General features: G+C 66.8%; 22 protein-coding genes. 8 read left to right on the top strand and 14 right to left on the bottom strand.

The genetic code is table 11. The features are described from left to right. Positions 1 to 158: 158 nt before the first annotated feature. From ACOOHB_RS01225 to ACOOHB_RS01235, 3 genes are all read right to left on the bottom strand, one after another. Entirely contained in the window at positions 159 to 464 is a 306-nt protein-coding gene (locus tag ACOOHB_RS01225; RefSeq protein ID WP_420443010.1) for a putative quinol monooxygenase, read from the bottom strand. A 127-nt stretch (positions 465 to 591) separates the two neighbouring features. Continuing rightward, positions 592 to 2007 (bottom strand): amidase, encoded by a 1416-nt coding sequence (locus ACOOHB_RS01230; protein ID WP_420443011.1) that lies wholly within the window; start codon positions 2005 to 2007, stop codon positions 592 to 594. Between the two features lie 80 nt (positions 2008 to 2087). Next, positions 2088 to 2810: a flavodoxin family protein gene (locus ACOOHB_RS01235; RefSeq protein WP_420443012.1), complete on the bottom strand. Its 723-nt coding sequence runs from the start codon at positions 2808 to 2810 to the stop codon at positions 2088 to 2090. A gap of 251 nt (positions 2811 to 3061) precedes the next feature. On the opposite strand from ACOOHB_RS01235, the gene ACOOHB_RS01240 reads away from it, so the two are divergent. From ACOOHB_RS01240 to ACOOHB_RS01265, 6 genes are all read left to right on the top strand, one after another. Then, positions 3062 to 3475 (top strand): hypothetical protein, encoded by a 414-nt coding sequence (locus ACOOHB_RS01240; RefSeq protein ID WP_420443013.1) that lies wholly within the window; start codon positions 3062 to 3064, stop codon positions 3473 to 3475. A gap of 12 nt (positions 3476 to 3487) precedes the next feature. Then, complete coding sequence (locus ACOOHB_RS01245) at positions 3488 to 4672, top strand: CaiB/BaiF CoA transferase family protein (protein WP_420443014.1); 1185 nt, start codon at positions 3488 to 3490, stop codon at positions 4670 to 4672. 50 nt (positions 4673 to 4722) lie between these two features. Next, a complete protein-coding gene (locus ACOOHB_RS01250; RefSeq protein ID WP_420443015.1) occupies positions 4723 to 5934 on the top strand; it encodes an acyl-CoA dehydrogenase family protein in 1212 nt (403 codons plus the stop codon). Positions 5935 to 6097: 163 nt separating this feature from the next. Further along, a complete protein-coding gene (locus ACOOHB_RS01255) occupies positions 6098 to 7153 on the top strand; it encodes a hypothetical protein (protein WP_420443016.1) in 1056 nt (351 codons plus the stop codon). 205 nt (positions 7154 to 7358) lie between these two features. After that, positions 7359 to 8144 carry an enoyl-CoA hydratase/isomerase family protein gene (locus ACOOHB_RS01260; RefSeq protein WP_420443017.1) on the top strand — a complete coding sequence of 262 codons (786 nt, stop codon included), beginning with the start codon at positions 7359 to 7361 and terminating at the stop codon, positions 8142 to 8144. A gap of 39 nt (positions 8145 to 8183) precedes the next feature. After that, on the top strand, positions 8184 to 8693 hold the full coding sequence (locus ACOOHB_RS01265) for a cupredoxin domain-containing protein (protein WP_420443018.1): 510 nt from the start codon (positions 8184 to 8186) through the stop codon (positions 8691 to 8693). Between the two features lie 160 nt (positions 8694 to 8853). Here ACOOHB_RS01265 and ACOOHB_RS01270 read toward each other — a convergent pair whose 3' ends face one another. Then, positions 8854 to 9732 carry an LLM class F420-dependent oxidoreductase gene (locus ACOOHB_RS01270; RefSeq protein WP_420443019.1) on the bottom strand — a complete coding sequence of 293 codons (879 nt, stop codon included), beginning with the start codon at positions 9730 to 9732 and terminating at the stop codon, positions 8854 to 8856. A gap of 179 nt (positions 9733 to 9911) precedes the next feature. Between ACOOHB_RS01270 and ACOOHB_RS01275 the strand changes: the two genes are divergently transcribed. After that, the gene (locus ACOOHB_RS01275; protein ID WP_420443020.1) at positions 9912 to 11252 is read left to right on the top strand and encodes an MFS transporter; all 1341 of its coding nucleotides are present in this window, start codon (positions 9912 to 9914) and stop codon (positions 11250 to 11252) included. Positions 11253 to 11316: 64 nt separating this feature from the next. Here ACOOHB_RS01275 and ACOOHB_RS01280 read toward each other — a convergent pair whose 3' ends face one another. The 5 genes from ACOOHB_RS01280 to ACOOHB_RS01300 all read right to left on the bottom strand — a co-directional run bounded on the left by ACOOHB_RS01280 (position 11317) and on the right by ACOOHB_RS01300 (position 16662). Continuing rightward, on the bottom strand, positions 11317 to 12165 hold the full coding sequence (locus ACOOHB_RS01280) for a hypothetical protein (RefSeq protein WP_420443021.1): 849 nt from the start codon (positions 12163 to 12165) through the stop codon (positions 11317 to 11319). A 209-nt stretch (positions 12166 to 12374) separates the two neighbouring features. Continuing rightward, entirely contained in the window at positions 12375 to 13136 is a 762-nt protein-coding gene (locus tag ACOOHB_RS01285) for an SDR family NAD(P)-dependent oxidoreductase (RefSeq protein ID WP_420443022.1), read from the bottom strand. 115 nt (positions 13137 to 13251) lie between these two features. Beyond that, the gene (locus tag ACOOHB_RS01290) at positions 13252 to 14625 is read right to left on the bottom strand and encodes a TauD/TfdA family dioxygenase (protein WP_420443023.1); all 1374 of its coding nucleotides are present in this window, start codon (positions 14623 to 14625) and stop codon (positions 13252 to 13254) included. 3 nt (positions 14626 to 14628) lie between these two features. Further along, positions 14629 to 15849, bottom strand: coding sequence for a mandelate racemase/muconate lactonizing enzyme family protein (locus ACOOHB_RS01295; RefSeq protein WP_419921188.1), 1221 nt, complete (start codon positions 15847 to 15849; stop codon positions 14629 to 14631). Positions 15850 to 15930: 81 nt separating this feature from the next. Beyond that, positions 15931 to 16662: an SDR family NAD(P)-dependent oxidoreductase gene (locus tag ACOOHB_RS01300; RefSeq protein ID WP_420443024.1), complete on the bottom strand. Its 732-nt coding sequence runs from the start codon at positions 16660 to 16662 to the stop codon at positions 15931 to 15933. A 94-nt stretch (positions 16663 to 16756) separates the two neighbouring features. Between ACOOHB_RS01300 and ACOOHB_RS01305 the strand changes: the two genes are divergently transcribed. Next, entirely contained in the window at positions 16757 to 17134 is a 378-nt protein-coding gene (locus tag ACOOHB_RS01305) for a VOC family protein (RefSeq protein WP_420443025.1), read from the top strand. Between the two features lie 66 nt (positions 17135 to 17200). Here ACOOHB_RS01305 and ACOOHB_RS01310 read toward each other — a convergent pair whose 3' ends face one another. The 5 genes from ACOOHB_RS01310 to ACOOHB_RS01330 form a co-directional block, all read right to left on the bottom strand. Continuing rightward, positions 17201 to 17569: a type II toxin-antitoxin system Phd/YefM family antitoxin gene (locus ACOOHB_RS01310; protein WP_420443026.1), complete on the bottom strand. Its 369-nt coding sequence runs from the start codon at positions 17567 to 17569 to the stop codon at positions 17201 to 17203. A 112-nt stretch (positions 17570 to 17681) separates the two neighbouring features. Continuing rightward, positions 17682 to 18830, bottom strand: coding sequence for an NAD(P)/FAD-dependent oxidoreductase (locus ACOOHB_RS01315; RefSeq protein WP_420443027.1), 1149 nt, complete (start codon positions 18828 to 18830; stop codon positions 17682 to 17684). 85 nt (positions 18831 to 18915) lie between these two features. Further along, positions 18916 to 19956 (bottom strand): hypothetical protein, encoded by a 1041-nt coding sequence (locus ACOOHB_RS01320; protein ID WP_420443028.1) that lies wholly within the window; start codon positions 19954 to 19956, stop codon positions 18916 to 18918. 234 nt (positions 19957 to 20190) lie between these two features. Next, positions 20191 to 20601, bottom strand: a complete 411-nt coding sequence (locus ACOOHB_RS01325; RefSeq protein ID WP_420443029.1) for an RDD family protein — start codon at positions 20599 to 20601, stop codon at positions 20191 to 20193. Continuing rightward, positions 20598 to 20804 (bottom strand): hypothetical protein, encoded by a 207-nt coding sequence (locus ACOOHB_RS01330; protein ID WP_420443030.1) that lies wholly within the window; start codon positions 20802 to 20804, stop codon positions 20598 to 20600. The genes ACOOHB_RS01325 and ACOOHB_RS01330 overlap by 4 nt, the downstream gene beginning before the upstream one ends. Positions 20805 to 20973 lie beyond the last annotated feature (169 nt).

Genomic DNA, 20973 nt, shown 5'->3' on the forward strand with positions numbered 1-20973 from the left:
GGGAAGCACGAACCGAGAGCTCATGGTGCCGAGCCAACTCCGGGGCCGCGCCGAGTCGTTGTCTCAGCTCGATCCTGAGTGCATCGAGGTGGTGCTGACCGGCCGGCTGTTGGCTGAGCACGTGCCACCTGCTCACACGTGGCGCAGACGCGTCGCGCTCAGAGGTCGAGGCCGATGGCGGCGATCGGTGTGGTCATCTGCATTTGGGGAGGTGACGCCATGAGCGTCATGAATGCAGCCATCGCCTGTTGCATGGCTTCGGATTGGCCGTGGTGCTGCATCGACTCGGCGTTAGTCATCAGAGCGAAGAACCAGAACGTGTTCCCCTCGCCGCGGTGGTACGAGTAGATCTCCACGCCGGGCTCTTCGGTGGCGGCTTCGACCATCGAGGCCAGCACGGCCGCCATCTCGTCGCCCTTGCCGTCCTGGCATTCGAAGCTGCCGATCACCGTTGCCTTGCCCATGGGTGCGCCTCCTTGGCTCGCCGAGCGTGCAGCGGGAGCACGATCACGCGGGCATCTCTACCACGAACGGCGCGGATGGACTCTGCGCAGCGCGTGACGTGACACGTTCGGCTCTGTCTCGCTGGGATCAGCGATCGGTTGCAGCCTCAGTCGCCGGCCCTGCCCACAGTGGCGGGGCTGGCATCGGCCCCCGCGCCGCTTCGTACGCCGCCGCCAACGCGAGCGACAGCGTCTCGTCGCCGCCCCGGCAGACGAACTGCATCGACGTCGGCAATCCGCCGGGCGACACACCGGTCGGCACAGTCGTGCCGCAGAGCGCGAGAAAGTTCGCTGCCCGGGTGAACAGTGCCGGGGTGGTCGTCTCGTCGGCTTCGTCAACTGGCAATGGCAGCATCGGCGTGGTCGGCGTCACCATCGCATCGAAGCCCTCGAACGCTGCCGCAAACTCGGCAAGGTCGATGCGTCGTTGGAGCGTGGCCGCGATGTAGTCAGAGGCTGAGATGTTGGCGCCCGCCAGGACTCTCGCTCGCACCCGCTCATCCACCTTCGAGTTCGGGTCCTCCATGAGCGCGCCGTAGTAGTGGTACGACTCCGCCGTCACGATCAAGAACCTGGTGTTCTTCAACTCCTCGAACGATGTCGGCAGGTCGAAGGGCACCACGTCGCCGCCGAGCCCGGACAGCACCTCGAGCGCAGCGTCGTAGGCGGCGAGCTGGGCGGCATCCACGCCCATGCGTTCGGCGTCGGTCAGGCAGCCGATGCGGCGGCCCCCCATTCCGGCTTGCAGTGCCCCGTAGCGACCGGTGCCCGCCAGCCAGTCCCGCTCGAGGGCGGCGGGCGGCGTGCCCAACATGGCGTCGAACATGAGCGCCGCATCGAGCACCGACCGGGTCAGCGGGCCCGGCGTGTCCAGCGTGTGCGACAGGGGAACGATCCCGTCGATCGGCAACATGCCCTCAGTGGTCTTGAGCCCGACGATCCCGCACATCGCAGCCGGCAGTCGTACCGACCCGCCCGTGTCGGTGCCCACCGCGCACGGCACCATGCCCGACGACACCGCCGTGCCCGAACCCGACGACGAGCCGCCCGGCGTGCGGGCCACGGCCGGATCCCAGGGATTCCACGGCGTTCCCATGTGCTGATTGGTGCCCCAACCGCCCATCGCAAACTCGACGGTCTTGGTCTTGCCCAGCAGGATCCCGCCGGCCTCCAGCAAGCGCTGCGCGATCGTGGCGGTGGCCGGCGAGATCCGGTCGACCCACTCCGCGCAGCCAGCGGTCGTGACCCGGCCCTCGACATCCACGATGTCCTTCAGCGCGAACGGCACACCCCACAACGGCCCCAACGGCTCACCCGCCGCCAGATCCAGCGCAATCTCGGCAGCCTCCGCCGCCGCCCGGGCCTCGTCGGCGTGCACTGCCTGCCAAGCACCGACCCGCCCGTCCAGCGCCTCAATGGCAGCCAGGCATTCCTCGGTGGCCTCGACCGGACTGCGGGACCCGTCCCGGTAACCCGCCGCCAGCTCAGCAATCGTCGCCGTCACAAGTCCCCCTGGCTTCCCGCTTCATCGCAGCGAGCAGTCTCGCGCCTCGCGCCGTCGCTGTCCGCGGAACAGAGCCGCGTTCAGTCGGCTTCGGGGTCTTGCTCCTTGGCGTTGGGGAGCTGCTGCCAGGTTTCGGGCAGGTTGCCGATGGCAGGGAGACCGTCGTTGTCGCGCAGCATCTTCGCTGTGTGCATCAGGTTCCACGACATGAAGGTGGTGTTGCGGTTGGTGAAGTCGTTGTCGTAGCCCTCGTGGCCGCCGTCGGGGCGGGGGTCGCCGTAGCTGGGGCCGGGGCCGGCTTCGCCGAGCCAGGCGCAGTCGGCCTGCGGAGGGACGGTGTAGCCGATGTGCGACATGGCGTACAGCAGGTCCATGGCGCAGGCCTTCGCACCGTCCTCATTGCCGGTGATGATGCAGCCCGCCGTCTTGCCGTAGTAGAGGTACTGACCTTTGGCGTTGCGGTCGCCGCTGTAGGCGTACATGCGCTCGACTACCAGCGTCGCCACGCTCGACTTCACGCCCAGCCAGATCGGTGTGCCGATGACGAAGATGTCGGCCTCCATGATCTTGGCGTGGATCTGCGGCCAGTCGTCGGCGATGCTGTTGAGCGTCTGGTCCTTCTCCATGCCGAAAGCGATGGTGTGGGAGAGGGCATGGATGATCTCGACGTCGACGCCCTGTGTGCGCATCACCCCGGCAGCACGGTTGATCAGTCGCCGGGTATGGGACTGTGCCGGGTCGTACTTGATCGAGCAGTTGATGAACAGCGCCCGCAGGCCGCTGAAGTCGGGAAGTTCGTCCATAGTGCTCGTCCTCGCTCGATGCCACTCGGCGACGGTCATCGCACGCCGCCCTGCGAGCGCCAATGTAGATCTGGCGCATTCTCTGGTGGACGCGACCCGCGGATCGCCAAGATCGTGCGCCTTCCGGCGATTGTCCAAAGCGCGCTGCGAGCGCTGGTGGGGACAATTGCCGACAAGTTGGGGCCGGTCTCGACGATCGAGCCGACTGCTAGCTTCGCAGCGGGTGGTGCATCCACCTGGGGGGGCCGGCGATGGCCAGCACTGAGGCCGATGAGGCCCGAATTTCTGCGAACGGCGCCGCGTGGCTGTGGGCACTCACGCTCGCCGTGGGCATGGCGATCCTGTTCGCCTTCACCCAGTGGGGTGTCCTCGACGATGTGCCGAATTCCGACGTCACCGCCTTCGCCGTCGGCACACACAACGCCATCGGAATCGTCGCGATCGGTGGCTGGAACGCAATCGGCGTAGTGGCAATCGGTGGCGCCAACTCAATCGGCGTGGTCACCATCGGCGGTCTGAACAGCATCGGCCTCATCTCGGTGGGCGGAATCAACTCCTCGGGCCTGATTACTCTCGGCGGAATCAACTCCATGGCCGCAATCCGGGGAGTCCGGGTGCTGCGGTGGTCCCCGACGATGATCCGCCGTGGCAACTTGACCTGTTAGCTGCGGGCGGAGATGTCGAACGGACCAGGACCGCTGGCGGGCATCCGCGTCGTCGAGATCGCCACGTTCATCGCCGCGCCAGGCGGCACGCACCTGTTGGCTTCCCAGGGCGCGCAGGTCATCAAGGTTGAGGACACCGTCGTCGGCGATCCGCTGCGGATGTTCGGGTCGAGCCGCAACGGCATGTCGGGCTGGTTCGCCAACCTCAACGCCGGCAAGCGTTCGCTGTGCATGGACATCGCCTCGCCGGCGGGGAGAGAAGTCATGGCTGACTTGCTTGCCACCGCCGACGTCTTCGTGCAGGCGTACCGACCGGGGGTGGCCGAGCGGCTCGGCATCGGCGAGCCCGACGTGCGCAAGCGAAACCCGGACGTGATCTACGTGTCGATCAGCGGTTTCGGCCGCGACGGGCCCTATTCGAAACGTCCTGCCTACGATGCGGTCATCCAAGCCTGGTCCGGCATCGCCAGCGTGCAAGGCGGCGACGACGAGCCGCAGTTCGTGCGCAGCTTCATCCCCGACAAGGTCACGTCGCTGACGTGGACCCAGGCAGTGTGCGCCGCGCTCTATGCACGGGAACGAACCGGCCGCGGCGAGCACGTCGAGCTGTCGCTGCTGGACTCCGCAGTCAGCTTCATGTGGCCCGACGCGATGATGGAGCACGTCGTGCTGGCCGACGACGCCGACCATCGTCCCAACCTGCTGGCCGACTACCGGCTGTTGGGCTGCCGGGACGGCTATGTGGCTGTCATGCCGCTCACCGACGGCCACTGGAAGGGCGTGGCCGATGCGTTCGACCGGCCCGACCTGCTGAGCGACCCCCGCTTCGCCGAGGCCGGGCCGAGGGCGGCGCACTTCGGCGAGATGATCGACACGCTCGGCGAAGTGGTGGCCGATGTGGCCCGTGACGACGTTGTCGAGCGGCTCATCGCTGCAGACGTGCCGGTAGCGCCGGCGCTGCGTCCCGACGAGGTCGCCAACGACGCCGGGGTGCAGCACTCGGGAGTGATCCGGGAGGTCGACCACCCGATCGTCGGCCGGATCCGTCAGAACCGCCCCGCCGCGCTCATCGCAGGCGGCGTGCCCGAGCTGCGCCCCGCCGTCGAGCGGGGCACGGACACGGACGCGATCCTGACCGAGCTGGGCAGGTCGACCGACGCCATCGCCGAGCTGCGCGCCGCAGGAATCGTGAAGTAAGAGCAGCGAACCCGCAGACGTGAAGACCGAAGTGCAGTAGGAATAGTGAGATGAGCGCGACCGATGTGTCCGGTTCGGCTGGCTCGAACGGCTCGAACGGCTCGAACGGTTCAGGCCGGGATCTTCGCATCGACGAGCTCACCGGTGCGGTGCTGGCCGACCATGCCGCGTGGAATGAGGCGAACCGCCGGCTGGCCGAGGGTGCCATGACGGCATTGCGTGACGCCGGCGCGTTGCGCCTGCTGGTGCCCGAGCGCGCCGGAGGCGACGAGCGGGAATTCGCCGACATGGTCGCCAACGTGCGCGAGGCCGCCCTGTACGACGGTGCTGCGGCGTGGGTGCTGATGGTGTTGGTCGGGCACAGCTGGATGCTCGGCTCGATGAGCGAGGAACTCCAGGACGAGGTGTACGGGGTCGATCCCGATGCGATCGTGCCGGGTTCGCTGGCACCGGTCGGCTCGGCCACCGAATGCGACGGCGGGTGGCTTGTTGATGGCCGCTGGCCGTTCACCAGCGGTGCGGTGTGGGGCAAGTGGTTCCTGCTGGGCTCCCAGGTACTAGCCGAAGGCAAGCGGCCCCGCCTGCTCCATGTGGTGATCCCGCGTGAGGACATCGAGATCGACGACAACTGGTACGCGATCGGTCTGCGTGGCACGGGCTCATGCGACGTCGTCGCAGCCGGGGCGTTCGTGCCGACACACCGCACGGTCGACTCCGGCGATCTGCTCGGCGGCCGCTCGGTGTGGTCGAGCCGCCACCGCACCAGCGTGTACCGCACGCCGGTCCTGCCGGGGCTGGCGGTGCACGTGGCCGCGGCGGCGCTCGGGCTTGCCCGCGCCGGGCTCGACGATGCCGCCGACCGTCTCGGCACTCAGGACGACCGTTACATGGGGTCGCCGAAATCCAGACGCCCAGGGCTGCACATGCGTTTGGCTGAGTCAAACACCGAGGTGCGCTCGGCCGAGTTGCTGATCGACGACACGCTGGGGCTGTTGCGCCAAGCTGCCGACGGGGCCGATTCCAAGCAGCTGCGGGCGCAGGCGAAGTACCAGGGCAGCTACGCCATCGAGCTATGCCGCCGGGCACTCGACCGTGTCACCACAGCAGCCGGCGGACGAGCCGTGTTCGACGGCAGCCGCCTGCAGCAGACATTCCGAGACGTGACAATGGCCAGCCAGCACCAAGTCGCCGATCTCGACACGGTGGGCGAGGCGTACGGCCGCACCCGTCTCGGCATGGACCCTGGCGCCCATCCGTTGTAGCCCGGCGGTTGTCACAGCGGCTGCGTTGGCGCCGATTCATCGCCAACAACGCGAAATATCTGACCCTGTGCGGACATGAACGTATGAGACACTGGCCGCCGGCCGGTTCGTGTCTGAGGTTCGTCGTGGACGCTGCCTGCGATCCGGCAAGGAGTTGATTTACGTGAAGGCTCGCTGGGCCACGACCGCCGCGGTCGTCGCGGCGGCATCGCTGACTGTTGCTGCGTGCGGGAGCAGCATCGAAGTCGAGGCTGTCGACGAAGTCGTGACCGAGACGTCGGCCGACGCCACCGCCGCCGCGCCGACAACTGCGGCGGCCCCCGCCACGACCGCCGTCGTGGCTGCCGAATTGCCCACGGATCCGCTGGAGCTGCTCACGTATGCGTTCGAGTCGAGCGCGGGGCGCTCGGTGCGCGGCGAGATGCTGTCTGACTTCGGAGGATTCGCAGCGATAACGCTGTCGTTTGAGGTCGACCCCGACGCCAATATGGCGATGACGATGAGCGTCGACGACCCGGCAGCGGGCGGTCTCGCGTTCGAGATCCTGATGGTCGAGGGCGCCACCTACGTCCGGTTTGCCGTTCCCGAAGAGTTGCAGGGTCTGGCCTTTGGGGCACCGCCCGACGGCTGGTTCACGCTCGATGCCGAAGCAGCAGCGAGCATGGGCATCTTGTGCCCATCGCCGCTGCCCGGTGACGCCCCCCGCGCCGGCGGCTGCCCTGCGCCGAACGACAACGCCCACCTGATCGAATTCGTGACCGATGCCGAGACCTTCGGTTCGGAGCAAATCGACGGCGAGCCGATGACACACATCCGCTACACCCTCGACGCTGCGGCCTTGGCTGCATCTCAGGGTGCCGAATCACAGGGGACTGGGCCCGACGGCGGTGACGGGTCGGCCCTGTTCCCTGCGGAAATGTTCGGCGACGGCCTGGCCACCGACGTCTGGATCGACGGCGAGGGCCTCACGCGGCGAGTCAGCCTGGATCTGGGGTCGATGTTCGGCGACCTCGCGGAAGATTTCGGCGCCGATGCCGAGGACGTCCCGGGATTCGCCATCATGATCGACTTCTTCGACTACGACGCCGACATCACGATCACCGCACCCCCCTCCGATGAGATCGTGGGTGATTTCAGCGACGTGATGGGCTCCGGCCCTGGCGAGGGTCCCGGCTTTGACCAGGGTTCCGGCACCGCGCCCGACTACGACGATTCATAGATCTGCGGCCGCAGTAGCCCCGATCCCGAACCCCAGGTTGCCCGGACGTTGCAGGCGCCATCTGGGGATGTCTCTGCGACAGCCGCCCCGAACAGCCGCCCCGAACAGCCGCCCCGATCCCGAGACCCGGGTCGCCCGGGCCGAGCACCGGTGCGGCATGTCAAACTGCGCGCCCCAACGGCGGCCTTGACCCGGGAGTGCAGCGATGACAGTGGAACTCGAGACAGTGCGGATCGACGGCGACGGGCCGGTGCGGCATCTGGTGCTGAACCGGCCAGAGGTTCACAACGCCGTCAACGGCCAGCTGGTGGCCGATGTGCATGCAGCGTGTCTGGCGCTTGACGCCGACACCTCGGTGCGGGTCGTGATCGTGCGGGGCGAAGGCAAGAGCCTCTCCTCGGGCGCCGATCTGAAGCAGCGGGCCGGCACCAGCCTCGACGCGATGCTGGGCTCGAAGCACGGCGCCCGCATGTACGACACGCTGATGCACCTCAATCCGATCACCATCGCCCTGTGCCACGGCTACATGATCGGCGGGGGAGGGGTGCTGCCCGCAGCCTGCGACTTCCGCATCGGCAGCCCGTCGATCAGCCTGACGCTCAACGAGGTCAGCATCGGGTTCAACCTCACCTGGCACTCAGTGCCGGCGCTGGTGAACCTGGTCGGTCCGCACCGCGCCAAGGAAATGCTGATCTTGGGACGCACGTACGGCATGGAAGAGCTGGACAAGTTCGGCTTCTTCACCGAAGTGGTCGACAGCGACGACGAGCTGGTGCCTGCCGCCGAGCGGCTGGCGGCCGCCGTCGTGAACCAGCCGCCGGTGCCGGTCACAGCGTCCAAGGCGTCGATCAATGCCCAGGCCATGCCGCTGGGCCGCGCTATCAACCATCTCGATCACATCGCCGTGGGCTACATGGGCAAGAGCGACAGCTCGCGCACCGCCCGGCACACCTATTTCGACCAGTCCGACCGCGATTGGTCCGACGACTGACAGGTCCCCTCGCTGGGACATAGCTGCGAGGATGGGTCCATGCGTGAGGCGCGTGGGGGTCGATCAGAGCAGGAGGCGGCAGACTCACGCGACGTGGCTGCTGACGGCTCAACCTCGCAAGCCAGCGCAGTCACCGGAGCAGGCGCAGAGGCGTTGACCGCACGCCGCCGTCGAGAAACCGGCTGGCCCAACCAGCGCACGTTGCTGCTGTACCTGCTGGGCGGGCTGCTGGTCGCCGCGGTCCCTGTCGTGGTGTCGCGCCTGGTCGATCAGCCCGATCCCGTCACCTACACGATCGACATTCCACCCGGCACCGCCGACCGGCTGGCCGCTGGCGAGGATGTCGAGATCTTTCCCGCCGACTTGAACTTCAAGCTCCGAGACGTGCTCATCATCGTCAACCGCGACTCAGCCGCCCACGACATCGGCCCCTACGAGGTTGTCCCCGGCGAGCGCTTCGAGCGCACCTTCGGCGACGTGGCCGTCATCTCCGGCTATTGCTCTCTGCACCCCAGCGGCAGCATCCGCATCTCCATCAACGACGGCTGAACACCGCCGCGGCTGAGAGGCCGAGCGGAACCGCAGAGAACTGTGGCGTCTGAGTGAACGCTAGGAGCGAGGCCGTGGCCCGAGCGGCCCGTGAGCGCAGAGAACAAGAGCGGGAGACAAGTGGCTTCACCACACAAGTCTTCACCTATCAGCGCGGCCGCTAGGACTCGTTGCAGGCCGGCAGGGCTTCGGTTGCGAACTGTGCGATGGTGTCTTCGGGGCGTCCCATTCGCAGCGCGGCGGTGTTGACCAGCAGGCGCTGCACGCCGTGGTCGCGGTACACCTCGAGGCTGTCGAGGCCCTCGCGGTGGTAGTTCCAGTACGCCGTCAATGCCAGCTCGGCAGGGTCGCGCCCTTGACGGTCGCACTCGGCGCGCATTGCGTCCATGAGTCGCTTGAAGTCGTCGAGGTCTTTGTGGATGACGTACCAGCCGTCCCCGCGGGCCACCAGGCGGCGGATCGCCGGGGGAGTCGTACCGCCGATGAGCAGCGGCATGCGCGGCCGCTGCGCCGGTGTGGGCAGCATCGAGAAGCCGGACCAGTCCACGAACTCGCCATGGAAGTCGACGTCATCGCCGCTCCAGGCGGCGGTCATCGCGTCGATGTACTCGTCGGCTCGGGCGCCTCGACGCCCGAACGACACGCCGATGGCGTCGAATTCCTCTTCCAGCCAGCCCACGCCGATGCCCAGCTCCAGCCGTCCGCCCGAGAGATGGTCAAGCGATGACGCCTGCTTGGCGAAGTAGAGAGCGTTGGCCTGCGTGACGATGTTCACCCCGGTGCCGAGGCGCAGGCGCTGCGTGGCCCCGGCGACGTAGGTGAGCGCAATGAACGGGTCGGTGAATCCGGAACCTGTCGGGAGGCCCAGCTTGCCGCTGGGGTGGTACGGGTATCGGCTCTCGTAGTCGTGGGGCACGATGACGTGCTCGAACGTCCACACCGACTCGTAGCCGAGCTCTTCGAGCTGCTGTGCGAACGATCGCAGGAATCCCGGGTCGAGGTAGGCGGCGGAGTTGATGGGAGTGATGCCGACGTGCATCTCGCGGACCTTACGCGCGTTCCTCGGATTGCTGCGGTGTCGTCGCCGGTGCGTGAGCGGGCCATCGCGCCGACTGCGGGGGCCAAGCGCTGCGGGCTTGTGGGGCCGCCGCTTGTGCCGGCAGCACCTGCAGGCGGGCTCACCGTGTGACGCGCCAGCGCGTACGCCATGCTGTTGTGATGTCGGGGGGCACAGTGTTTGCGGTCGAGCGCGGCTCCGCGTACTCGCATTCGGACCGCGAGCGCATCCAAAAGCGCACCGTTGTCGTGCTGATTGCCAGCCAGGCCGCCGGCGGCTTCGGCCTCGTGGCCACCTACATCGTCAGCGCTCTGCTCGCAAAGGACATCACCGGCAGCTCGACGCTTGCCACGATTGCCGCCAGCTGCCTGTCGATCGGTGCGGCGGCAGTCGCCGTGCCGATGTCGCGACTGATGAACCGCCAGGGGCGGCGCGTCGGGCTGCGTTTCGGGTACCTCGTGGGGGCCGCTGGTTCGACGCTTGCGGTGTTCGGCGCAATCCTGCTGAGTTATCCACTGCTGTGCCTGGGCGTCTTCGGCGCGGGAGCCGGCAGCGCTGCCAACTTGGCGACTCGTTACGCAGCGTCCGACCTCGCACCCGAGCACCGGCGCGCCAGCACGATCAGCATGATCGTGTGGGCCACGACGTTCGGCTCGACCGCTGGCTCGGTGGTGTCGGGCGCCGCCAGCGACATCGGACGCACGTTGGGACTGCCCGACAAGACCGGCTCGTACGTGTTCGCCGCTGTGATGTTCCTGGTTGCCGCCGCGATCGTGGAGCTGTTCCTGCGGCCCGACCCGCTGGAGGTCGCGAACGATCTCAGCGAATCACGCAATGGCTCCCGCAGCCGATCGAACGCGGACGTGTCGACGCCAACGGCGCGCGACGCGCTGGCATTGATCTGGCAGAAGCCACAGGCTCGCTTGGCCGTGCTGGCGATGATCGTCAGCCAGGTGACGATGGTGGGCGTCATGGCGCTGACGCCGTTGCACATGGATGCGGGCGGCCAGTCTCAGAACGCCATCGGGTTCATGATGGGCTTCCACATTCTGGGCATGTACCTGTTCTCGCCGATCATTGGGCAACTCACCGACCGCATCGGCAACTACCCGATGCTGTACATCGCGGGTGGGTTGTGCACGTGGGGAGCGTGGTGGGCGGCAGTCACGCCGCCCACGGGCGCGGTGGGTGTGTTCATGGGGAACTTCCTCATCGGCTTGGGCTGGTGCTTCGGTGTGATCGCAGCGTCGAGCCTGCTGGTGACGCTGTATCCCATCCACCAACGAGTCGCAGTGCAAGGCGTCGGCGACTTCGCCATGATCGGCTCGGGCGCATTGGCCGGGCTGACCTCGGGTGCGCTGTACGCGACATTCGAATACCGGGGCGTGAACTATGCCAATGCGCTGTTCGGCGTAGCGCTGGTTGTGGCCACCTTCTTGACGTTCACCGGGGTGCGCCGGGCGACGCGGCGCCCGGAACACGCCGCAGCGATGGGCGGCTGACCGACGGTGCTCGTCGGTGAATCATCCATTCCGACGCACCGGAACCGCTACCGCTTCCCCCGCATCAGGAATCCGCTTCGGGATCCGCCGACGATTGCAGCGAGGCCAGCAGCGAACCGTGCCGGCCCAGTGGTGCCACGCCCAACGTGCGCAAGATCCGCCAGTACAGGCTGATGTCTGAGGAAATGACCGGGATGCCGATCCGTTCTTCGACGTCGGCCGCAAGGCTGACGAAGCGCCGCGGCAGACCGTCCGCGCCGCGGTAGTTGGACATTCCGTTCACCAGCACAGCGTCCACGTCCGGGGCGTGCTCGAGCGTGTACCGCGTCGATTTCATCGCGAGGTCGCCGGGGAAGATCCAGACGTGGTCGTTCACCTCTTCCTGGGTGGCGTACCAGCCCTGGTCCACGAAGTTCCCCGCCCACACCACGTCGATGCCCGCACTGCGCAGGAACCGCACGACGCCGTCGCGCCAGTCGGGCCAGAAGTACACGGCATTGAGCGCGATCCGCTCGTATCCGTGCGCCTCGCAGGCTTCCACCAGCGTCAGGCCGGCCATGTGGAACGGTGTCTCGTACTTGTCGGACATCTCGGCGACGAAACGCCGAATGTCGGAAGCGTCGGTGCCGCTGGCGTGCACCCAATTCGTGCCGACCTGGCCGACGACGTCGGCGCCGCTGTTGGACAGGCAGTGCACGGTCTCTTCGAGCAGGTGGAAGAGTCCGGCCCGGTCGCTGAGCCGGTGCGCGTAGTCGGGGGCGTGCAGCAGGCGCCCGTGCACGCCGACGGTCTCCGGGCACATGCGCAGGAAGTCGCTGGGCGCGGCGTCGAAGTCCATGGGCGGCGCGGTGAAGCCCACCTGGTGGGGGAACAGCTTCTTGTCCGGATCGGACCATTTCCTGGGTTTCGTCATTGGGCTGCGTTTCCGTTGTTGGTTGCCGGCGATTGGTGCCGGTTCGTGTTGCCGATGCTCGATGTTGTCGGCCGGTGTGGTTGCCATCGGTCGTGCAGCCGTCCAGCTAGCAGGGTGCTGAAAAAGTCGGTTTCGGCCAATCGACCAATCCTCTGACCAGCGGCTTTGCCTCCGCCAGTCCGCGATTTCGGCACTTTTTCAGCACCCTGCTAGGCGCTCCAGCCGCCGTCGACGTGGATGGTTTGGCCCGTGATGTAGCTGGCGCCGGCGCACAGAAACAGGCACGCGTCGGCGTACTCCGCGGCGGTGCCGGGGCGGCCCAGCGGCAGCGATTTGGAGTCTTCGAAAACGGTCTCCCAGCGGATCGGAAAGTTGGTGGAGTCGGGATGCACGTAGCTGGGCGAGATGGCGTTCACCCGCACTTCGGGGGCAAGGCCTCGGGCGAGCTCCTTGGTGAGCGTGATGAGCCCGCCTTTGGCGACGCTGTAGGGCGAGCTGGAACCACCACCGCGCCACCCTGACATCGACGCCGTGTTCACGATGGCACCGCCGGATGCCTTCAGGTACGGCGCGGCCGCTTTGGCAGTGCGGAACGCCGACAGCAGGTTGATCGACAGCGCCTCGGCCCACAGCTTCTCTGTTTGAGATTCGAGGTCGCTGGCGGGAATGGGTTGGAGCGTGACCGGGTGCCCGGCGATGTTGAGCAGGTAGTCGATGCCGCCCATCCGCTCGGCTGCGGCTTCCACCATGGCAACCACCGAGTCGTTGTCGCGCAGGTCGCAGGGGGCTGCGAACACGCTGAGACCGTCGTCTTGCAGCGTTCGCACCGTGTCGGCGAGGCGTTCACCGGGCAGGTCGGCGATGGCGACGGTGCTGCCGTTGGCAACGAACGTGCGGGTCACGCCGAGGCCGATGCCGCTGGCACCGCCCGAGACGATGGTCCGCTTGCCGGTGAGATCGGCACTGATCATGGTGCGGCCTCTGTGTTGTTCTTGGAGTACGGGGTCTGTGGATGCGGGGGTCGCAGGCGAGAGATGTGCCGATGAGCGCTGTGTTGATGGTCGGTGCGTGCTGGCCGGGACACGCTCACGAGCCCTGCGGCAGGTACTGGTCGTGGGACCACGGGTCGTGTCGCAGGCTGAGTTCACGCAGGCGGCCGTGGAATTCGTCGCGGGGTACGTGGCACAGGCGGATGTGGCGACCGCTGGCCGGATCGAACGCAGTGCGCCCGTGCATGACCCGGTGGTTGTCGATGAGCACACCCTGGCCGGCTTCGACCCGGATCGTGGCCGTGAACTCGGAGCTGTGCATCCGGTCGCTGAAGGCGCGGATGGCGTCGTAGAGCCGGTCGATGTCGTCTGGCGAAACGTCGGGCGGGCCGAGCGCCCGGTCGAAGTAGCGAACACCGCTCGGGCGGCCGAATTCGTCGAGTCGGATGAGCGGACTGCGGCTGCGCATGTTGATTTCGCCCGGATGGCGCCGTACGTGTGTCACCGACAGGGTGGTGAGTGCCTCGAACGCGGCGGGTTCCTCGAGCTGCAGCGATTCGGCGATGGCGAAGCCGTCCACGTAGGTGCTCATGCCGCCCACGTCGGTATTGGCTAGGCAGTGGAAGATGTCGATGCCGGGTGGGGAGTAGTAGAAGGCGTCGTCGATGTGGGGTGCCTGGGCCATGCCGGTCTTGGCGCCCAGCTTCGCCACCGGCTCGGCTCGCACGTCGTAGATGCGGCCATAGACCGTCGTCTCGTGGATGGGGCCGACGAGGTTGGCGAGCTGCTCGGTTTGCTCAGGCTCGGTGCCGAGGTTGTCAATGCGCACGATGCCGTAGTCGCGCAGCAGCCGGTAGGCGTCGAGCTGGCCGGCGGCGCCGTCGCTGGCGTCGGCCCAGTCGACGGTGGGGAAGCAGTCCGTCAGCTCGGCACGCCACGTGATGGGCTGCCACGAGGCTCGCCGTTGCCGGGCCACGTCGTCGTAGGCGTTGGCGGCAAGCCAGTCGCTGCCATAGGTCGAGCGATGGCCTTCGGGCCACGTGAGCACTAGGTCGCCGTCGACGGCTTCGGCCAAGGTCGGCGCGATGTCCGCGGGGAAGCTGGCCACGGTCGTGAAGCGGATGCCGTCTGCTGGGTTCCCGCATTCGACGCACCAGCAGCAATGCCGCAGCCATTGACTGGCGAATGTTCGGCACTGGCCGTCGGTGAACGTGACATGCACTTGGCGCCCGTCGATAGTTGCGTCCGCCACCGCGGCTGCGTCGGCGATGCCAAGCCGGTTGCCCAGGTGCGGGTTGTAGGTGGTGATGTCGCCGACGGCCCCATGGGGGGTTGATGCCTCGGATTCAGCTGGCAATGACGGCACACCTGCGGTCGCCGTTGCGGCTTCCGGCTGGGCGGAGGCGTCAGATGTTGTTGTCAGTCGCGTCACTGCGCCTGCCGTCGACGCTGCTGTCGACGGTTCGTTCACTGCTCAGTCGCTCCGGCCACCGGCAGCGTCCAGCGTGTGCGCTGCAACCAACTCGTCATTCAATTCGACACCGAGACCGGCGCCGGTGGGAAGGGCTGCGTACCCGTCGACGATCTCGGGCTCAGGCGGGTGCACCAACTCGGTGCGAAGCCGGGACGGTCCGAGCCGCGAGGACCGGAACTCGACCATCGGGATCGTCAAAGCGGCGGCTTGGAGGTGGAAGTTGGCGACATCGGTGATGCCGGTGGCGAAGCTGTGCGGGATCAGCTGCGCGCCGTGCAGCTCGCACAGCTCGGCGATGCGCATCAGCTCGGTGAACCCGCCGGCGCGGCTGACGCCGGGCTGCACCAGCGACACGCCGCCGGTGGTCAGCCACTCGCGCACCTCCCATCGGCCCGCCGCGAACTCGGCGCCGCCGACCCGCACGGGCGACACCGCTGCGAGGCGGGCGTGACCGGCCAGGTCGTCGTGGCGCAATGGTGCCTCGGCGAAGGCGACATCGAAGTCCTCGATGCGCCGCAGCGTCCAGGCGGCGTCGTGCCAATCCCACCAGCGGTACCCGAAGTCGAGGGCGATCGTGAGGTCATCCCCGAGCGAGGTGCGGCAGGTGCGGACGAACTCGACGATGCCCCGGTCAGGCACCTCAGCGCCGAACAGCACGGGCACCTTCACCGCGGTGAGGCCCTGGTCGGCGGCAATGGCGGCCTGACGGGTGATCTCGTCGAGCACTGCGTTCATCGGCCCGGTGTAGATGTCGCCCGGGTAGCAGGTGGCATACGGCCGGATGCGCTCGGTCCGGGCTCCGCCGAGCAGCTTGTACACCGGCAGTCCGAGCTGGCGTCCGGCGAGGTCGTAGAGCGCGATGTCCACCGCGGAATAGGCCTGGATGTAGGTGCCGCGACGCCCGTGGTAGAAGCTGCCGTGGTACGCCCGGTCATAGATCGCGGCCGCTTCGATCGGGTCGGCGCCCACCACCACGTCTTTGATGCCCTGGCTCCAGAAGTGCATGGTGCGCTGGTCGATCATCGCTTTGACGACCGCCGGCGTGCAGACCGATTCGCCAATGCCGACCCGTCCGTCTTCGTCGATGACCTTGACCAGCAGGGTCTCCTCAGAGCCTTCGGCGAAGGCGTTGCCGACCGCGGGCACAGACACGATCAGTGCCTCGACCGCGGCAACGGGGCACGGCTGGCGGGCGGGTATCACCGACGTGCTACCCGACATGTCAGCTCTTGGTCCCGTCCGAGCCCCCGGCCCTGTATGGCGCTTGGCGCCATGTGATCACACGTCTCGGCCGCTCGAACGTCATCCGATGGGGCTCTGTGCAGTGAGGCCACCGTCCACAGTAAACACGCTGCCTGAGATGAAGCTGGCCGCTGGCCCCGCCAGCCAGGCGACGACCTCGGCGACGTCGTCGGGAGTGCCGAGCCGGCCAACAGGATGGCGGCCGATGGCGGCTTGACGGGCCGCGTCAGGGTCCGCTTCGAGGTCGAACACGGCGTCGGCGAGGGCCGTGGCGATCCAGCCAGGGCTGACCGCGACGCAGCGGATGCCCTGATGCCCGTGGTCGACGGCAATGGCACGGGTGAGGGCCTCGACGGCACCTTTCGAAGCGTTGTAGACAGCCATCCCAGCGTCGGCGTGGGTTGCCGCGATCGAGGCAATGTTGATGATCACGCCGCCTTCAGGCTGTCCGGCCATCTCGCGCACGGCGGCCCGGCACATGTTGAACACGCCCCGCACGTTGACGTCGATGACGTGATCGAACTCCTCGTCGGTGGTGTCAGCGATGGTCTTCTCCACCTGCACACCGGCATTGTTGACCACCACGTCAAGCGACCCGAACTGCTCGACGGCCGCAGCAACGAGCGCATCGGCATGGGCGGGGTCGACAACGTCGGTGCGCAGCCACTCAGCGCCATCGAGGTCGGGTTCGCTCCGGCTCCCGGTCAAGACGTCCCAGCCGTCAGCCACGAACCGCCGGGCGATGGCTTCGCCGATCCCCGAGCTCGCCCCCGTCACTACCACACTGCTCACGGCGCCTCCCCAGCGTTCCCATAGGGCAGGCTTGCAGCATGTCGCATGGGTTGTGCGCAAATCGCCAATCCGCCGTCGGGTAGGGATCAGCCGAGTGAAGATCGTCGCCATCGACCACGTACAGCTCGCAATGCCCGCCGGTGAGGAAGCCGCTGCACAGGCCTTCTACGAAGGCCTGCTCGGCCTGCCGCGGGTTCCCAAGCCGCCCCACCTCGAAGCGCGTGGCGGCTGCTGGTTCGAGAGTGACACCGTCAAGATCCACCTTGGCGTCGAGCAGCCAACCGATGGCCCGTTCCACCCCGCCCGCAAAGCCCACCCTGCCCTGCTGGTCAACGACCTGCCTGCACTCGTCGAGCGCCTTCGAGCCGCCGGCGTGCCCGTCCGCGACGACGACCCCCTCGAGGGCTACGACCGCGTCTACGTCGACGACCCCTTCGGCAACCGCATCGAGTTGATGGAGCCTCACAGCTGAGCCCCGCACTCATTCGGGACCAGTGAATCGATGGTCCGCGTGTCGTCGTGACCCGGTGGCTCAGACCTAGATGACGTTTAGGTCGTCGGTCGTCTCGGCGGAGAGATCCGCCAGGTCATCGGAGAGGCCGGGATCGGCTTGGTGGGCCAGCACGTCCCGTATGAAGCGTTCCCGGCTCATCCATGGTGGCCGTATCTCGACAGGCCGCAACTCGGCCACGGGACGACCATGCACGGTGATGCAGATCGACTCGCCGGCGACCACTCGATCGAGCAACGCTTGTGTCTGGTTGCGGAGCTCACGCGACGCCACTTCCTGCATGGACGAAGTTTCGTACATGTGCGACGTTTGAAGCAACACATCAAGCCTGGCCATTGGGGAGCCCTCGATCGGAATACGAGTTGGATCGGTCGAGTCCGCCCGCGTCTCACTCACGCCGACGACCGTAGAGACAGCGTCCGGTCAACGCGGCATCGTTTTCCGATGGTGCGACTCGGGCTGATCGAGCCTCACACCTAAGTTGAGCGTTCGTGCCTAGGCGCCCGCGTCAACCAGTGTGCGACGGTGTGAATGACGCGAGCTTGAGTACCGGGTCGGTCCAACCTTCATCGGCGAACAGCGTCCCCGCGAGTCGCCCGATCTCATCGGCTGACTTCGCCGCTGAACCACAACCGCCGATCGCGACCGCGACGCGATCATCGATCCAGTCGATCCACGGGAGACCGTGCGGGGTGTCGGTGACCACGCAGGGCTTCATGTCTCGGGAACGGATCGTCCGGTCGGGCAGGAGCGCTCTCAACCGGTCCTCGAGTCCATCAGCCTCGGTGGGGCTCCCGCCGCTGCGGAACCAGTCCACGACATCGGCGGGGTCGGTGGCGCGCCCGACGGAGCGGTCGTAGCCGCCGATCTTCAACATGATCGGTCCATCCGGAAATCGAACCGGGGGCACCCAGTAGACGTCACGGTCGGAATCGGTCTCGGCCCGAGAGATGAGGCTCGGAAGCGGTGGGCCGTCGTCGAGCTCGGCGAGCAGGATCGTTCGGAGTGTGCGCTCAAGCGGAAGGTCGACCGCGACGAGCTCAGCTGCCCAGGCCCCAGTGCAAAAGAGCACACGGTCCGCGAGCATCGTGTCGTTCCCGACGGTCAGCTGCACGCCGTTGCGTGTCGGTGCTGCCGCCGAGACTGGCGCGTCCACGATCACGCCGCCCGCTGCACTCGCCAGCCGGTTCTGAGCGACGATCATGCGCCGCGGGTTGATGTGGCCGGCCGGTGCGGACTCGAGAATGATCGGCTCCGCACTCGACATGGCGATCCCGAAGCGCTCAGCGACCTCCGTCGCCGTGACCTCACGCGCGTCGATGTCGAGTTCCAGCGCAAGAGCGAGATCCGCGCGCGGCTCAGCCGAGGCGTAGACGAGTCCGGCACCGGTGTGAAACGGCACACCCGAGCGTTCCTCGATGTCTGCGTACCTGGCGATCGACCGGATCGCAAGCTGGGACCAGGTGGGATCAGGATCAATCATCCGCGTAATGCGCCCCTCGTCGTAGTGGCTCGCGAACGGACCCGACGACGTTGCGTAGTCCACCGGCTCACCAGGTCCGATCAGCGCTACGGAGCGCCCGTCCTCTGCGAGATGTCTCGCAGCAGCGCTGCCGATCAGACCTCTTCCGACTACCGCGACCTCGAAGCTCGTCATGCTCGCAAGGTAGATGGTTTCGCTACGGGTGATTTCGACTCGGGTGTTCTCTACATGGGTGCGCTAGATGCAAGCGCCCGGCCCCCTACCAAGAGGCTGCCAATTCGCGCAGTCCGTCCAAGTCGAGCTTGCGGTCATGGCACCACCGCCAGACAAAGCTGCGGCATGCAGCGTTGGTCATGTCGTACACATCGGTGGCTTGACGGAGATGATGTACCGACAGCAACGCCTCGGCGTAGGCGTAAGTGAAGGAATCGGGGTTCCATCGTTCCGGATCGGCATTGACCCACTCCAACGCATGGGCGTAGATGGCCATGGCCAGGCGAATTCCGGCCGGAAAGACCTCTTCGCCCCACTCACTTAACGAGGCCGAGACCTGATCTCCCAAGGCAATGCTGGGGTCCGGCGATTCGGGATTGTCCCGGGCGGCCAAATAGGCGTGCAGCATGGTGATGTGCTCATCCTGACCCGCTGTCGTCCCAGCCACAGCGTCACTCAGCGTTTGGCGGGCGACCGTCACTGACTGGGGAGCTGAGGGAGGCGGCCACACGATCGGACCTGGCGCGACGTGTGCCAAGCCCAACCCGTGCGAGCTGTAGGAACCCACGAGATGCGCGGTGTCCTCCACAGCGGCGGTGGCTTCGTGGATGCCCTGAGGCCATGGTGGGCCGGCATCGCAAGCAGTGTCCAGGGACACGCTGTGGTCGAACAGCGCAGGATCGGGCTTCCCTGGCGCGTAGGGGTCGGAGGCGTAGTCGTGCAACGCCTCGTCCCAGCATCCGGGATACGCCGCCCGGCAGAACTCGCTGAGCGCGCCGCACGAGGAACATCTGTCGACCAAGTTGCCCAGCAATTCGGCTGCCATATTGATGCCTTGGTTTCCGGCTGATGAATTCGGCGTGCGCTTCACTGGGCGCGATTGCCGGCCGCGCAGCTGAGCTGGGTCGCGAGACCGAGTGCCGCGGGCGAGCATCTCGTCACAAGCTCGAATGACCAGTGCAGGCCATTCAATGGCCTCGCCTTGGTCAAAGGACGCGTGCATGGCCCTCTCGGCAGTTTGGACCAATTGGGCTGGACGCTCGGCCGAGCCGTACTCAGGCAGAAGTTTGGGTGCTGTTGTTGTCATGCGACGCAAGGTAGGAAGGGGGTGTGACGGTCATGCTGTTTGGGCCAGTGGTTCGGGCCTGGGTGTGACGGGCTTGGTGCCTTGTTGCTGATCTGTCGGCTTGGTGCCCGTGCCAAAACTACGAGCCACCACAGCAGACTCGGAATGATGAGCCACCACACGGCAAGCGCTAGAAGGCCGAGGAAACCATCGATCAGGTAGGCCGTCCGGCGCGGGCGGGCAGATCCGGGCCGACTACCCGTCCAGCGTCGAGACGTGGACGATGGTGCTGCCGGTGACTTGATCGGTCACGGTTCGGGACTCGTCGCTGAACTCCAGGAGCATGATGTCGATGAAGAAGCCGAACCCAAGGGTGACGACCCAGTAGATCTGCTTGAAGACCTCGCGGATGAACATTCGACCCCAGCCGAACCGTGTCCCATCCGATTTCACAGCGACCAGTCCGAAGATCTGCTTGCCCGGTGTCTGCCCTCGTGCCAGCGCGATGAGCCACCAGACGAAGTAGACGATCACGATGTACCAAGACACGTAAGCCAGAGTCACAATCGCAACTTCCACGAGATGGGCGCCAATGCGCCGCATCGGCCTGGTGGCTTCTTCGTCGAGGCGCGCACCTCCGTGCGACCACCGAGGCCCATCTGTCACGACCGGGATTCTTGCAGCCAGGCCGTCATCGGAAGCGCTGGCTTTGGCCAGCTGCGCCAACAACGTCCCGACACACGACAGCTCGTCGGGCCGAGCAGCACCACGGCGATCATCACCAGCGGCAGGCTCGCGGCCAGGAGGCGTTCCTCACCAGCGACCGAGGACCAGATCGTGGCCGCGATGCCAGCGGCCAGACCGGCCATGCAGTGCATCAGGGTGGACTTGCCGGACCCCGACGGCCGGCCGAATCGGGCTGGTCAACGCTTGCAGTTTCAGGTTCTGGCGCCGCGTGACGCTAGTGGTGTCAGGCTCGAAGCATTTCCATGCGACAAGCGACCGCAGCGCACGGCCGCCCCGGCCTCGGCTCGCCGG

The organism is Candidatus Poriferisodalis sp. (genome assembly GCF_965215815.1).
Lineage (GTDB): Bacteria > Actinomycetota > Acidimicrobiia > Acidimicrobiales > Poriferisodalaceae > Poriferisodalis.

What these genes read in the sequence shown, in the direction of transcription:
- ACOOHB_RS01225 (WP_420443010.1), bottom strand. Translation starts at nt 464, where the DNA reads ATGGGCAAGGCAACGGTGATCGGCAGCTTCGAATGCCAGGACGGCAAG.
- ACOOHB_RS01235 (WP_420443012.1), bottom strand. Translation starts at nt 2,810, where the DNA reads ATGGACGAACTTCCCGACTTCAGCGGCCTGCGGGCGCTGTTCATCAAC.
- ACOOHB_RS01240 (WP_420443013.1), top strand. Translation starts at nt 3,062, where the DNA reads ATGGCCAGCACTGAGGCCGATGAGGCCCGAATTTCTGCGAACGGCGCC.
- ACOOHB_RS01245 (WP_420443014.1), top strand. Translation starts at nt 3,488, where the DNA reads ATGTCGAACGGACCAGGACCGCTGGCGGGCATCCGCGTCGTCGAGATC.
- ACOOHB_RS01250 (WP_420443015.1), top strand. Translation starts at nt 4,723, where the DNA reads ATGAGCGCGACCGATGTGTCCGGTTCGGCTGGCTCGAACGGCTCGAAC.
- ACOOHB_RS01260 (WP_420443017.1), top strand. Translation starts at nt 7,359, where the DNA reads ATGACAGTGGAACTCGAGACAGTGCGGATCGACGGCGACGGGCCGGTG.
- ACOOHB_RS01265 (WP_420443018.1), top strand. Translation starts at nt 8,184, where the DNA reads ATGCGTGAGGCGCGTGGGGGTCGATCAGAGCAGGAGGCGGCAGACTCA.
- ACOOHB_RS01270 (WP_420443019.1), bottom strand. Translation starts at nt 9,732, where the DNA reads ATGCACGTCGGCATCACTCCCATCAACTCCGCCGCCTACCTCGACCCG.
- ACOOHB_RS01275 (WP_420443020.1), top strand. Translation starts at nt 9,912, where the DNA reads ATGTCGGGGGGCACAGTGTTTGCGGTCGAGCGCGGCTCCGCGTACTCG.
- ACOOHB_RS01280 (WP_420443021.1), bottom strand. Translation starts at nt 12,165, where the DNA reads ATGACGAAACCCAGGAAATGGTCCGATCCGGACAAGAAGCTGTTCCCC.
- ACOOHB_RS01285 (WP_420443022.1), bottom strand. Translation starts at nt 13,136, where the DNA reads ATGATCAGTGCCGATCTCACCGGCAAGCGGACCATCGTCTCGGGCGGT.
- ACOOHB_RS01295 (WP_419921188.1), bottom strand. Translation starts at nt 15,849, where the DNA reads ATGTCGGGTAGCACGTCGGTGATACCCGCCCGCCAGCCGTGCCCCGTT.
- ACOOHB_RS01315 (WP_420443027.1), bottom strand. Translation starts at nt 18,830, where the DNA reads ATGACGAGCTTCGAGGTCGCGGTAGTCGGAAGAGGTCTGATCGGCAGC.
- ACOOHB_RS01320 (WP_420443028.1), bottom strand. Translation starts at nt 19,956, where the DNA reads ATGACAACAACAGCACCCAAACTTCTGCCTGAGTACGGCTCGGCCGAG.
- ACOOHB_RS01330 (WP_420443030.1), bottom strand. Translation starts at nt 20,804, where the DNA reads ATGGCCGGTCTGGCCGCTGGCATCGCGGCCACGATCTGGTCCTCGGTC.